Consider the following 15,262-nt stretch of genomic DNA (forward strand, 5'->3'; position numbering starts at 1 on the left):
AGAGCAGCACGAAGCTTGTCGGGGCTGGTCGAAAAATCCACGAGACCGATTCGTGCAGCAACTTCTGTGACTCGGCAAGGACGCTCGGCACACGCCGCGTCCGGCGGTTACCAGACGGCCCACCTGCCAGGTGAGGGTTAGGCGAGGTTAGTGATGGATCAACTCCAGCATGCGACCGAAGCGCTGCGCAAAGCGCTGGTCCAGGTGGAACGCCTGAAGCGCACCAACCGTGCGTTGCTGGAGCGGTCGAGCGAGCCGATCGCCATCGTCGGGATGTCGTGCCGCTTCCCCGGCGGGGTCGAGACCCCGGAGGACCTGTGGCAAATGGTCGCGGACGGTCGCGACGTGATCACGGACTTTCCCACCGATCGCGGCTGGGACGTGGCGGCGTTGTTCGACCCCGATCCCGACGCGCGTCACAAGACCTACGCCCGCACCGGCGGCTTCGTGGACGGCGTCGCGGACTTCGACGCCGCGTTCTTCGGCATCGCGCCCAGCGAGGCGCTGGCGATGGACCCCCAGCACCGGATGTTGCTGGAGTTGTCCTGGGAGGCGTTGGAGCGGGCCGGGATCGATCCCAGTGGGCTGCGCGGCAGCGCCACCGGCGTCTTCGCCGGGCTCATCGTTCAGGGCTACGGGATGTTGGCCGAGGAGATCGAGGGCTACCGGCTCACCGGCATGACCTCCAGCGTGGCCTCCGGCCGGGTGTCGTATGTGCTCGGGCTGGAGGGCCCGGCGGTGTCGGTGGACACGGCGTGCTCGTCGTCGTTGGTCGCCCTGCACATGGCCGTGCAGTCGCTGCGAACGGGCGAATGCGACCTGGCCCTGGCCGGCGGCGCGACCGTCAACGCCACGCCCACGGTCTTCGTCGAGTTCAGCCGGCACCGCGGCCTGGCGCCGGACGGCCGCTGCAAGGCCTATGCGGGCGCCGCCGACGGCGTCGGCTGGTCCGAGGGCGGGGCCATGCTGGTCGTCGAGCGGTTGTCGGATGCGCGACGGCTCGGGCATCCGGTGTTGGCGGTGGTGCGCGGTTCGGCCGTCAATCAGGACGGCGCGTCGAATGGGCTGACCGCGCCCAACGGGCCGTCGCAGCAGCGGGTGGTGCGCGCCGCCCTGGCCAATGCCGGGCTTTCGGCCGCCGACGTGGACGTCGTCGAGGGTCACGGCACCGGGACCACGCTGGGTGATCCGATCGAGGCGCAGGCGTTGTTGGCCACGTACGGTCAAGACCGCGACGCCCCGCTGTGGCTGGGATCGATCAAGTCGAACATGGGCCACACGCAGGCCGGCGCCGGGGTCGCCGGGGTGATCAAGATGGTGCAGGCAATGCGCCACGAGACGCTGCCCGCGACGCTGCACGTCGATGTGCCCAGCCCGCACGTGGATTGGTCGGCGGGCGCGGTGTCGCTGCTCACCGAGAACCAGCCCTGGCCGGCGAGCCGCGCGCGCCGCGCGGGTGTGTCGTCGTTCGGGATCAGCGGCACCAACGCGCACGTGATCGTCGAGGCGGTGCCCGAGGCCCCGCAACGTGAGCCCGGCCCGGCGCCGGCGGCGCTGCCGTGGGCGGTGTCGGCAAAGTCGGCCTCGGCGTTGCGATCTCAGGCCGCCCGCTTGGCGGCGCACGTGCGCGCCCATGCCGATCTCGATGCCGCCGATGTGGCGTGGACGCTGGCGGGCCGGTCGGACTTCGAGCATCGTGCCGTGGTAGTCGGCGGTGACCGGGACCGGTTGCTGGCCGGGCTGGATCAGCTGGCAGCAGACGAACCCGTATCGGCGATCCGGGGAACCGCCGCCGCCGCGGGCAAGACCGTCTTCGTCTTCCCCGGCCAGGGCTCCCAATGGCTGGGCATGGGCGTCGAATTGCTGGACACCGCACCGGTTTTCGCGCGCCAGATCCAGGCATGCGAGCAGGCCTTCGCCGAGTTCGTCGACTGGTCGCTGACCGACGTTCTGCGCGGCGCGCCCGACGCGCCGGGCCTGGACCGGGTGGACGTGGTGCAGCCGGTGCTGTTTGCGGTGATGGTGTCACTGGCGGAGCTGTGGAAGTCGGTTGGCGTCTGTCCGGACGCTGTGATCGGGCACTCGCAGGGCGAGATCGCCGCGGCCTATGTCGCCGGTGCGCTGTCGCTGGCCGACGCCGCCCGTGTCGTCGCGTTGCGCAGCAAGCTGCTGAGGTCGCTGGCCGGCCCCGGCGGCATGCTGTCCATCGCGTGCAGCACCGAGCGGGCACGGGAACTGTTGGCGCCCTATGGAAATCGCGTCAGCATCGCCGCCGTCAACGGCCGATCGGCCGTCGTGGTGTCCGGCGACGGGGCCGCGCTGGACGAACTCGTCGGGTTCTGCGCCGACCTGGAGCTGCGCACCCGGCGGATCGACGTCGACTATGCGTCGCATTCGGTCGAGGTCGAGGCGATCCGAAACGAGCTCGCCGAGGTGTTGGCCGGCATCGAGCCGCGGTCCACGCGCACGGCGTTCTTTTCCACGGTCACCGGAAACCGGTTCGACACTGCGGGATTGGACGCCGAGTACTGGTATCGCAATATCCGGCAGACCGTCCAGTTCGACCAGGCGGTGCGCAGCGCGTGCGAGCACGGATTCCGAACCTTCATCGAGTCCAGCCCGCACCCGGCGCTGATTGCCGGGATCGAAGACACCGCCAACAGCTGCGCCGGCGACGCCGACCCGATCGTCGTGCCCACGCTGGGTCGCGACGACGGCGGCCTCGAGAGGTTCCTGACCTCGGCCGCCACCGCGTTCGTCGCGGGAGTGAGCGTCGACTGGCGCGGCGCGTTGGACGGGGCGGCCTTCGTGGAGCTGCCGACCTACGCCTTTGACCGACGCCGGTTTTGGCTGTCCGGGGAGGGCGTCGCGGCCGACGCCACGGGCTTGGGTCTGGGAACCAGCGAGCACCCGCTGCTGAGCGCGGTCGTCGAGCTGCCGGCTTCCGGCGGCGTGCTGCTGACGGGCCGGTTGTCGCCCGGCCTGCAGGGCTGGCTGGCCGACCACGCGGTATCCGGTGTGGCCGTGTTCCCCGGCGCGGGGTTCGTCGAGTTGGCGATCCGCGCCGGCGACGAAGTCGGTTGCTCGACGGTCGACGAACTGACGCTGCAGGCGCCATTGATGTTGCCCGCCAAGGATTCCGGCTCAGGCTCGGTCGCCGTGCAAGTGGTGGTGGGAGCCGAGGACGAGGGCGGTCGGCGCAGCGTGTCGATTTTCTCGCGCCACGACGCGGGCTCCGGCTGGATGTGCCACGCCGAGGGCACGCTCAGCAAGGGGTCGGTCGAGCCGACGGCGGACCTGTCGGTGTGGCCGCCGGCGGGGGCGGTCGCGGCCGACCCCGTCGAGGGCTATGAACGGCTGGCGGCGCGCGGTTACGGCTACGGGCCCGCGTTCCAGGGCCTGACCGCGGCGTGGGTTCGCGGCGACGAAGTGTTCGCCGAGGTGCGGCTGCCGGACGCCGCCGGGGGCGTCAACGGGTTCGGCGTGCACCCGGCGTTGCTTGACGCGGCGATGCACGCGCTGGTGGTGGGCCATCAAATCGCCGGCGGGACAGACGAAGTCGTGTTGCCGTTCTCCTGGGAGGGTGTGTCGCTGCACGCGGCGGGCGCGTTGGCGGTGCGCGCGCGCATCGCGCCGGCCGGTACGTCGGCGACCAAGGCGGTTTCCAAGGCGGTTTCCATCGAGCTCGCCGACGGTCTCGGGTTGCCGGTGCTGTCGGTGCGGGCGATGGCGGCCCGGCCGGTCAGCGAGCAGCAGCTGCGCGCGGCGGTGTCCGGTGCGGGTCCGGACCGGCTCTTCGAGGTGAACTGGTCGCCGGCGACGGCGACCGCCTCGGCCGGGGATACGCCGTCGTACCGGTTGTTCGAATCCCTTGCCGCCGAGCATGATCCGGTGACGCAGACCCATGAGCGCACGCATCAGGCGCTGGCCGCCGTGCAGTCGTGGTTGTCCGAGCATGACTCCGGTGTGTTGGTGGTGGCCACCCGCGGCGCGATGGCATTGCCGGGGGAGGACGTCACCGACTTGGCCGGCGCCGCGGTGTGGGGGCTGGCACGGTCGGCGCAGACCGAGCACCCCGGCCGGATCGTCCTCGTGGATACCGATGCGCCGCTGGATGATCGGGCGATCGCCGCCGTTCTCGCGCTCGGCGAGCCGCAGGTGTTGGTGCGCGGCGGAACGCATTACCGCCCGCGGGTGCAGGGCAGCCGCGCGGTCGACGGTCTCCTGGTACCTCCGGCCGACGGCCCATGGCGGCTGGGCATCAGCAGCGCCGGCACGTTCGAAAACCTGCGCCTGGAGCCGGTGCCCGACGCCGAGGCGCCGCTGCAGCCGGGGCAGGTGCGAGTGGCCCTGCGCGCGATCGCCGCGAACTTCCGCGACGTCATGATCACCCTGGGCATGTTCACCCACGACGCGCTGCTCGGCGGTGAAGGGGCCGGCGTAGTGGTCGAAGTCGCCCCAGGCGTCACCGATTTCGCGGTGGGCGATTCGGTGTACGGATTCTTCCCCGACGGCAGCGGCACCCTGGTCGCCGGCGACGTCCGCCTGCTGGTGCACAAGCCCGAAGACTGGTCCTACCCCGAAGCCGCCGCCGTCTCCGCCGTTTTCACCACCGCATACATGGCGTTCATCCACCTTGCCGACGCCAAACCGGGCCAGCGGGTGCTGGTGCACGCCGCGGCCGGCGGAGTCGGGATGGCCGCCGTCCAGCTGGCCCGGCATTTGGGCCTGGAGGTGTACGGGACCGCCAGCCGCGGCAAGTGGGACACCCTGCGCGCCATGGGCCTTGACGACGACCACATCGCGGACTCCCGCAGCCTGGAATTCGAGGAGAAGTTCCGGGCGGCCACCGGCGGGGCCGGGATGGACATCGTGCTGGACTCGCTGGCCGGCAAATTCGTCGACGCCTCACTGCGGTTGGTCGCCCCCGGTGGCATGTTCCTCGAGATGGGCAAGACCGACATCCGCGACCCCGGCGCGATCGCGCAGGAATATCCGGGCGTGCGCTACCGCGCCTTCGACCTCTTCGAACCGGGCCGCCCCCGAATGCATCAGTGGATGCTCGAGCTCGCCGGGCTCTTCGACGCCGGCGTGCTGAAGCCGTTGCCGGTGACGACTTTTGACGTGCGACGCGCGCGCGCCGCGTTGCGCTACCTGAGCCAGGCCCGCCATGTCGGCAAGGTCGTCATGACCATGCCTTTTGGGCCTGGTGCCGGGCTGGCCTCGGGCACCGTGCTGATCACCGGCGGCACCGGCATGGCGGGCGCGACCCTGGCCCGCCACCTGGTGGCGCACCACGGCGTCCGGGACCTGGCGCTGCTGAGCCGCCGCGGACCGGGCGCGCCGGGTGCGGCGGAACTGGTCGCCGAGCTGGAGGCCGCGGGGGCCACGGTCCGGGTCGTCGCGTGCGATGCGGCCGACCGGGCCGCGCTGGCGGCGGTGATCGGCACTGTGCCAACGCTTTCGGCCGTCATTCATGCGGCCGGCGTACTCGACGACGCGATGGTCACCTCGCTGACGCCGGAGCGCGTCGATGCGGTGTTGCAGGCCAAGGTCGACGCGGCGTGGAACCTGCACGAACTGACCCGCGACCGGGATCTGTCGGCGTTCGTGATGTTCTCCTCGATGGCCGGGCTGGTGGGCTCGTCGGGCCAGGGCAACTACGCGGCGGCCAACTCGTTTATGGACGGACTGGCCGCGCACCGGCGCGCACACGGGCTGCCGGCGATATCGCTGGCGTGGGGGCTGTGGGATCAGGCCAGCGCGATGACCGGTGGGCTCGACGAGGCCGACCTCGCCCGGCTTGGCCGCGACGGAATCCTGGCCTTGTCGTCGGCCGAGGCGATGGAGTTGTTCGACACCGCGCTGATCGTCGACGAAGCGTTCATGGCGCCCGCCCGCATCGATCTCGGCGCGCTGCGCGCCCACGCCCTCGCGGTGCCGCCGATGTTCAGCGACCTCGTCAACGCACCGGCTCGCCGCCGAGTCGACGACTCGCTGGCTGCCGCGAAGTCGAAATCGGCGCTGGCGCATCGTCTGCAGGGGCTGCCCGAGGCCGAGCAGCAAGCGGTGTTACTGGACCTGGTCCGCTCGCACATCGCCACCGTGCTGGGCAACACGAGCCCCGAGTCGGTCGACCCGGACAAGGCGTTCCAGGAGTTGGGCTTTGACTCGCTGACCGCGGTCGAAATGCGCAACCGGCTCAAAACCGCCACGGGACTGGCGCTTTCGCCCACGCTGATCTTCGACTACCCGACGCCCAACGGCCTGGCCAGCTACATGCGCACTGAGCTCGCCGGAGCGCCGCAAGAGGTCGGCCACGCCCCGGTGGTCCGCGCCACCGACGACGACCCGATCGTCATCGTCGGCATGTCGTGCCGGTATCCCGGTGGGGTGAATTCCCCCGAGGACCTGTGGGACATGCTGACCGAGGGCCGCGACGTGCTCTCGGAATTCCCGACCGATCGCGGTTGGAACCTCGACGGGCTGTACAACCCGGACCCCGACGTTCCGGGCACCTGCTACACCCGCACCGGCGGCTTCGTCGACGATGTCGCCGGCTTCGACCCCGCCTTCTTCGGCATCACGCCCAGCGAGGCGCTGGCCATGGACCCGCAGCAGCGGCTGTTCCTCGAGCTGTCCTGGGAAGCGTTGGAGCGCGCGGGAATCGAGCCCGGCGCGTTGCGCGGCAGCGCCGCCGGCGTGTTCGCCGGGGTGTACACGCAGGGCTACGGAATCGGCGCCCCGGCGGCCGCCGAGGGCTTCCGGCTGACCGGGCAGTCGTCCAGTGTGGCGTCGGGCCGCATTTCGTACGCGCTGGGCCTGGAGGGCCCCGCGGTCTCGGTGGACACGGCGTGCTCGTCGTCGTTGGTGGCCTTGCACATGGCGGTGCAGTCGCTGCGCTCGGGTGAATCCGATCTGGCGCTGGCCGGCGGCGTCACGGTCAACGCCACCCCGGACATCTTCGTCGAGTTCAGCCGCATGCGCGGGTTGTCCGCCGACGGCCGGTGCAAGGCCTACGCCGGCGCGGCCGACGGCACCGGATTCTCCGAGGGCGGCGGCATGCTCGTGGTGGAGCGGCTGTCCGACGCTGAGCGCCTCGGGCACCGGGTGCTGGCGGTGGTGCGGGGTTCGGCGATCAACCAGGACGGCGCCTCGAACGGTTTGACCGCGCCCAACGGTCCGTCGCAGCAGCGGGTGGTGCGGGCGGCGCTCGCCAACGCCGGGCTGTCCGCGGCCGAGGTTGACGCGGTCGAAGGTCACGGCACCGGAACGATGTTGGGCGATCCCATTGAGGCCCAAGCGTTGTTGGCCACCTATGGACGCGACCGGGCCGAACCGCTATGGCTGGGGTCGATCAAGTCGAACATGGGTCACACGCAGGCCGCGGCCGGCGTCGCCGGTGTCATCAAGATGGTGCTGGCGATGCGCCACGAGATGTTGCCGGCCACGTTGCACGTCGACGAGCCCAGCCCCCATGTGGATTGGTCGCTGGGGGCCGTGTCGTTGCTGACCGAAGCCCGGCCCTGGCCCGCACACGGCAAGACCCTGCGCGCCGGGGTGTCCTCGTTCGGCATCAGCGGTACCAACGCCCACGTGATCATCGAAGCCGCGCCCGCCGGGTCGGAGCGCGTCGTGCCGCGCCCCGAGCTGCCGGCGGTGCCGTGGGTGGTGTCGGCGAAATCGGCGACGGCCCTGGCGTCGCAGGCCACCCGGCTGGCGACGCACCTGCGCACCCGCGCCGAACTCGACGTCGCCGATGTGGCGTGGTCGCTGGCGGGCCGGTCGAACTTCGAGCATCGGGCCGTCGTCGTCGGCGGTGACCGCGACGACCTGCTGGCCGGGCTGGACGAGTTGGCCCGCGACGAGCTGGCCGGCTCGGTGATAAGTGGCGTGGCAACGTCCGGCAAGACCGTCTTCGTCTTCCCGGGCCAGGGCTCCCAAATCCTCGGCATGGGAAGGGAGTTGCACGCGGCGTACCCGGTGTTCGCCGAGGCGTTCGACGCCGTGCTGGGCGAGTTGGACCAGCACCTGCTGCGGCCCCTGCGCGACGTCATGTGGGGCGAAGACGAAAACCTGCTGAACACCACCGAATTCGCGCAGCCGGCCCTGTTCGCCGTGGAAGTCGCGCTGTTCCGGCTGCTCGAATCCTGGGGTGTACGGCCCGATTTCGTGATGGGCCACTCGGTCGGTGAGATCACCGCCGCACACGTCGCCGATGTCCTGTCGCTACAGAACGCGGCGGTACTGGTCGCCGCCCGGGGCCGGTTCATGCAGGCGCTGCCGGCTGGCGGCGCGATGATCGCCGTGCAGGCAACCGAAGACGAGGTGCGGCCCCTGCTGACGCCCGGCGTTGGCATCGCGGCGGTCAACGGGCCTGCCTCCGTGGTGATTTCCGGCCCCGACGACGCGGTGACCGCAATCGCCGACCGGCTGCGCGCCGACGGCCGCCGCGTCCACCGACTCGCCGTCTCCCACGCGTTCCACTCCCCGCTGATGGATCCGATGATCGACGAATTCGGCACCGTCGCGGGCGGGCTCGTCGTCGGCAAGCCCACCATCCCGGTCGTGTCGAACCTGACCGGGCAACCGGCCGGCGACGACTTCGGTTCGGCGGCGTACTGGAAGCGGCACGTCCGCGAGGCCGTGCGATTCGCCGACAGCGTCCGCTTCGCGCACTCCGCCGGCGCCACCCGCTTCCTCGAAGTCGGGCCGAGCGGCGGGCTGACGGCTTCGATCGAGGAGTCGCTGCCGGACGCCGTCGTGACCACAATGTCGGCCCTGCGCAAGGACCGCCCGGAGCCGGCGTCGCTGATCAACGCCATCGCGCAGGGGTTCGTCGCCGGCATGGACGTGGACTGGCGCGGCGCGCTCGGCGCGGCCAACTTCGTCGAGCTGCCCACGTATGCCTTTGAACGGCGGCGCTTTTGGCTCGCCGGTGACGGCACCCCCGCGGACGCGGCCGGGCTGGGGCTGGCCGCCGGCGAACACGCCCTGCTGGGCGCGGTGGTGGAGCTGCCCGCCTCGGGTGGCGTGGTGCTGACCGGTCGGTTGTCGCCGAGTGCGCAAGGCTGGCTGGCCGATCACGCCGTCGGTGGTGTCGTGCTGTTCCCCGGCGCGGGATTCGTCGAGTTGGCGATCCGGGCCGGCGACGAGGTGGGCTGCGGAGTCGTCGACGAGCTGAATCTGGCGGCGCCGCTGGTGTTGCCGGCCGGTGGGTCGGTCGCGGTTCAGGTCGTCGTCGGCGGGGCGGACGATTCGGGCGCCCGCTCGGTGTCCGTGTTCTCGCGTGCCGAAGCGGGCTCCGGCTGGTCGTTGCACGCCGGGGGCGTGCTGCGCGCCGGGTCCGTGCAACCGGACGCGGATCTGTCGGCGTGGCCGCCGGTCGGTGCGGTATCGGTGGATATCGGCGACGGGTACGAGCGGCTGGCCGAGCGGGGCTACGGGTACGGGCCCGCGTTCCGCGGCCTGACGTCCATGTGGCGCCGCGGCGACGAGGTGTTCGCCGAAGTCGCGCTGCCGGAGGACGCCGGGCTGTCGGTGGCCGGATTCGGTGTCCACCCCGCGATTCTCGACGCCGCGTTGCACGCGGTAATCCTGGCGTCGGACGGCGGCGAGCTCCCCGAAGGTTCGATGCTGGTGCCGTTCTCGTGGCAGCGGGTGTCGCTGCACGCGGCGGGCGCGGCGTCGGTACGGGCGCGGATCGTGCCGGTGGGGGAGTCGGCCGTGTCGATCGAATTGGCCGACGGCTTGGGGTTGCCGGTGCTCTCGGTGGCGTCGATGGTGGCCCGGCCGGTGACCGATCGGCAGCTGCTGGCCGCGGTGTCGAGTTCGGGACCCGACCGGCTCTTCGAGGTCGTCTGGTCCGCCCAGCCACTGTCCGCGGTGCAGCCGGTCGAGGTGTGCGCCTGGGGTGCAACGGAATTCGAGGACACCTCGGCTGTGCTTTTCGAATCGGCACCCGTCGCCGGGGACGTCGTCACCGAGGTACACGCGGCCACGCGCGCGGTGCTGCCGGTGCTGCAGTCGTGGCTCTCGCGCGACGGGGCGGGAACGCTGGTGGTGTCGACCCGCGGCGCCATGGCATTGGCGGGGGAGAACGTGACCGACCTGGCGGGCGCGGCGGTGTGGGGCCTGGTGCGCTCGGCGCAGACGGAGCACCCTGGCCGCATCGTGCTCGTCGACACCGATGCGCCGCTGGATTCCGACGCGGTGGCGGCCGTTTTGGCGCCGGCCGAGCCGCAGGTGTTGCTGCGCAACGGGACGGTATACACCGCGCGGGTGCACGGCAGCCGCGCCGTCGGCGGCCTGTTGGTGCCGCCCGACGACGGTCCGTGGCGGCTGGGCATGAGCAGCTACGGCACCATCGAGAACCTGCGGCTCGAGCGGATCCCCGACGCGGACGCGCCGCTCGGTCCCGGCCAGGTCCGGGTGGCCCTGTCGGCCATCGCCGCCAACTTCCGCGACGTGATGATCGCGCTCGGCCTCTACCCCGACCCCGACGCGGTGATGGGCATCGAGGCCGCCGGCGTCGTGGTCGAAACCGCCCCGGACAGTGGTCGTTTCGCCGTCGGCGACCGGGTCATGGGTCTGTTCCCGGACGGGACCGGGACTGTCGCCACCACCGACCAGCGGCTGCTGGTCAAGGTGCCGGCCGGCTGGTCACACACCGCGGCCGCGACCACGTCGGTGGTGTTCGCCACCGCCCGCTACGCGCTGGTCGACCTCGCGGGCGTCAAGCCGCGCCAGCGCGTCCTCGTGCACGCCGCGGCCGGCGGGGTGGGCATGGCCGCCGTGCAGCTGGCCCGCCACCTCGGCCTCGAGGTGTTCGCGACGGCCAGCCGGGGCAAGTGGGACACGTTGCGGGCCATGGGCTTTGACGACGACCACATCGCCGACTCCCGCAGCCTCGATTTCGAGGAGAAGTTCCGCACGATCACCGGGGGCCGCGGCGTCGACGTGGTGCTCGACTCGCTATCCGGCGATTTCGTCGACGCGTCGCTACGGGTGGTCGCCCCCGGCGGAGTGTTCCTGGAGATGGGCAAGACCGACATTCGCGACCCGGAGGTCGTCGCCCGCGACCACCCGGGTGTGCGCTACCGCGCCTTCGACCTCTTCGAGGCCGGACCCGAGCGCATCCAGGAGATGCTCGACGAGCTGGCCGCGCTGTTCGGCGACGACGTGCTGCAACCGTTGCCGGTCACCAGGTTTGACGTGCGGCGCGCGCCGGCGGCGTTGCGGTACCTGAGCCAAGCCCGCCACGTCGGCAAGGTCGTGATGACCATGCCCGACGCCTGGGTGGCGGGCACCGTGCTGATCACCGGCGCGACCGGCATGGCGGGTTCAGCCCTGGCACGTCACGTCGTGACCCGCCACGGCGCGCGCCACCTGGTGCTGATGAGCCGGCGCGGCCTGGATGCACCGGGCGCGGCGGAGCTGATGACCGAGCTGTCCGCGGCCGGGGCCCAGGTACAGGTGGTCGCCTGCGACGCGGCGGACCGCGAGGCCGTCGCCAAGGTGCTGGCCGATATCCCGGTGCAGCGACCGCTGTCCGGTGTGATTCATGCGGCCGGCGTGCTCGACGACGCGGTGATCTCGTCGCTGACGCCGGAGCGCATCGATGCGGTGCTTCGCGCCAAGGTCGACGCGGCATGGAACCTGCACGAGCTCACCCGCGAGCTGGACGTCTCCGCGTTCGTGCTGTTCTCGTCGATGGCCGGGCTGGCCGGTGCATCGGGCCAGGCCAACTACGCGGCGGCCAACTCGTTCCTGGACGGGCTGGCGGTGCACCGGCGCAACCTCGGGTTGCCGGCGATCTCGCTGGCATGGGGCCTGTGGGACCAGGCCAGCGCCATGACCGGCGCCCTGGGCGCCGCCGACCGCGCCCGGTTCGGCCGGGACGGCATCGTCGCGATGTCCTCCGACGAGGCACTGGAATTGATGGACACCGCCCTGATCGTCGACGAGCCGTTCATGTTGCCCGCCCACATCGACCTCGCGGCGCTGCGCGTCAAGTTCGACAACGGCACGCTGCCGCCCATGTTCGTCGATTTGATCAACGCGCCCAGCCGGCGTCAGGTCGACGACTCGCTGGCCGCGGCGAAGTCGAAATCGGCTCTGCTGCAGCGCCTCGAGGGGCTGCCCGAGGACGAACAGCAGGCGGTGGTCCTCGACTTGGTCCGCTCCAACATCGCCACGGTGCTGGGCAACTCCAGCCCCGAGTCCATCGATCCGGATCGGGCGTTCCAAGAGTTGGGCTTCGACTCGCTGACCGCCGTCGAGATGCGCAACCGCCTCAAATCGGCCACTGGGCTGGGGCTTTCGCCGACGCTGATCTTCGACTACCCGAACTCCGCGGCGCTGGCCGGCTACATCTACCGCGAACTCGTCGGCACGGCGGAGCAAACCGCGCCGGCCGCCGCGCCCGGTGAGGCCGAGATCCAACGCGTGGTCGGGTCCATTCCGGTCAAGCGCCTGCGCCAGGCGGGGGTGCTGGAGCTGCTGCTCGCGTTGGCGAACGAGGCCGACGGCAGCGGTCCGTCGGCGCCCGCGGCGACGAGCGAAAAGGATATCGCCGACATGGATCTCGACGCGCTGGTCAACGCGGCCTTGAGCGACGATGACGACGATGAGTAAGGGCGCTCCGTGAGAGTTGCGGTCACCGGGGCCAGTGGTGTGCTCGGCCGCGGCGTCGCCGCCCGATTGCTCAGCCAGGGCCACGATGTCGTCGGCATCGCCCGACGCCGCCCCGAAAGCTGCTCGAGCGCAGCGGAATTCGTCGAGGCGGACATCCGCGACGCGGAAGCGGTCAAGCGCGCCGTCGCCGGTGCCGACGTGGTCGCGCACTGTGCGTGGGCGACCGGGAGCGAGCAGGTCAACATCGGTGGAACGCTCAACGTTCTCGAGGCGATCGCTGAAACCGGAACCCGGCGCATCGTTTTCCCGTCGTCGGCGCACGTCTACGGCGGCGGGGACGCGCCCAAGACCGAGCACGACGCGAGAACCCCCGTCAGTGCCGACGGCCGGCACAAGGCCCGCGTCGAACAGCTGCTCGAGGATTCGGGCCTGGAATGGGTCGTCATCCGCTCCGCGCCGATCCTCGGCCGGAGCGTCGACAATTGGGTGCGCCGGGTGTTGGCATTGCCGGCGTTTCCGGTCGCGGCGGCCGATCGTCGCATCCAGGTCGTCCACCTCGACGACGCGCTCCGCCTGTTTAACCGGGCGATCGTGGACACCGAAGTCGGCAGTGGCCCAATCAATCTCGCCGCACCGGGGGAGCTGACCTTCCGGCGGGTGGCCGCGGCGCTCGGACGCCCGATCGTGCGGCCGGGCATCCGACCCGGCGAGCTGCAACTCGTGCAGAGTGCCCCGTTCATGGACACCGCGCGGTTGCGGCAACAGTGGGAGTTCCGGCCGGCGTGGAACTCCGTCGAGTGTGTCGAGGATTTCGCGGTCGCGGTCCGCGGCCGGATCAGCGTGGGGAACCGGGTGGTATCGCTGCCCTGGCGGATGACCAACATCCAGGACCTGCCCACCGTCGACGCCCCGAGCGAGGATGGCGTGAAGCCCAATTGGGCCGGCCCGGCAGGAGATAACGGGGAGTTCGACACCCCGATCGACCCGCGCTTTCCCACCTTCCTGGCCACCAATTTGTCGGAGGCATTGCCCGGCCCGTTCTCCCCGGCATCGGCCTCGGTGACCGTGCGCGGGCTGCGCGCCGGCGGCGTGGCCATCGCCGAGCGGCTGCGGCCCGGAGGGGTGATCCAGCGCGAAATCGCGATGCGCACCGTCGCGGTGTTCGCCCACCGGCTCTACGGCGCCATCACCTCGGCGCACTTCATGGCGGAAACCGTGCCCTTCGCCAAACCCGCGACAATCGTCAGCAACAGCGGATTCTTCGGCCCAAGTATGGCGTCGCTGCCGATCTTCGGTGCGGAGCGCCCACGCTCCGAAACCAGCCGTCTGCGAAGGCAACTGCGGACCGTCCGCAATATCGGGGTGTTCGGCGTCAACTTGATCGGACTGTCCGCCGGGTCGGCCGACGACACCCACGAGTTCGTCGCCGATGTCGATCGCCTGGAACGGCTGGCCGGCGACGACGTCACCCGGCTCGACGATCGCCGGCTGCTGAGCCTGATCGCTTTGGCGCGGGACGAGGTGGTGCACGGGTGGGTGCTGGCCTCGGCTTCGTTCATGCTGTGCGCCGCGTTCAACGTGTTGTTGCGCGGTTTATGTGGGCGAGATACCGCCGCGCCGGCGGGACCGGAACTGGTAAGCGCTCGCTCGGTCGAAGCGATGCAGCGGTTGGTGTTCGCCGCCCAGCGCGACCCGAAAGTGACGGCGCTGCTTGCCGAACCGGGGGAGCGACTGGGCAAGCTGGCGGTCGAGGCGCCGGAGTTTCACGCCGCGGTGCTGGCCGAGCTGGCACTGATCGGGCATCGCGGCCCGGCCGAACTCGAGATGCGCTCGACCAGCTACGCCGACGACCCCGAGTTGCTCGTGCGCATGGTGGCCAGGGCGATGAGCGCGCCGCCCACACCGCAGCCACAACCTACCCGGATTCCACTGCGGGCCAGGCCGATTGCCCGCCTGGCCGGACACCAACTTCGTGATCGCGAGGTCCGTCGCGACAAAGTGGTGCGGGCCAACTGGGTGTTGCGCAGCCTGATGCGCGAGTACGGGCGCCGGTTGGTCGAGGCCGGAATCTTCCAGACCGCCGACGATGTGTTCTATCTGCTGGTCGACGAGCTCGATGCACTCCCGGCCGACGTCGGGGGCCTGGTGGCCCGGCGCCGAGCCGAACAGCGCAGGTTGGCCACCGTCGTTCCGCCGACGGTGTTCAGCGGCAGCTGGCAGCCAACCGAGACGACCTCGGCGGCCCTCACCAGCGGGGATACCCTGCACGGGGTCGGTGTCTGCGGCGGCCGGGTGCGCGGCCGCGTTCGGATCGTGCGGCCCGAGACCATCGACGACCTACAGCCCGGCGAGATCCTCGTCGCCGAGGTGACCGACGTCGGTTACACCGCCGCCTTCCTTTACGCCGCTGCCGTGGTCACCGAACTCGGCGGCCCCATGTCGCACGCGGCGGTGGTGGCCCGGGAATTTGGATTCCCGTGTGTGGTGGACGTTGCGGGCGCCACCAAGGCGTTGCCGCCGGGCGCGCTTGTCGAGGTCGACGGCACGACAGGCGAAATACAAGTGCTCCAATTGACCACTTAGCAGGCTGGGGTCTCCTTGGCGTACCGGAAATGGTCTACGTCAG

Annotated in this window: 2 protein-coding genes; both read left to right on the forward strand. The window is 70.9% G+C overall.

Annotated features, from left to right (window positions below; translation table 11 throughout):
• The first annotated feature begins 150 nt into the window (after nucleotides 1–150).
• Nucleotides 151–12,636: a type I polyketide synthase gene (locus tag AWB92_RS12620; protein ID WP_085185975.1), complete on the forward strand. Its 12,486-nt coding sequence runs from the start codon at nucleotides 151–153 to the stop codon at nucleotides 12,634–12,636.
• A gap of 9 nt (nucleotides 12,637–12,645) precedes the next feature.
• Nucleotides 12,646–15,219 (forward strand): sugar epimerase family protein, encoded by a 2,574-nt coding sequence (locus AWB92_RS12625; RefSeq protein WP_085185977.1) that lies wholly within the window; start codon nucleotides 12,646–12,648, stop codon nucleotides 15,217–15,219.
• Nucleotides 15,220–15,262 lie beyond the last annotated feature (43 nt).

Source organism: Mycobacterium sp. IEC1808 (assembly GCF_002101935.1).
GTDB lineage: Bacteria > Actinomycetota > Actinomycetes > Mycobacteriales > Mycobacteriaceae > Mycobacterium.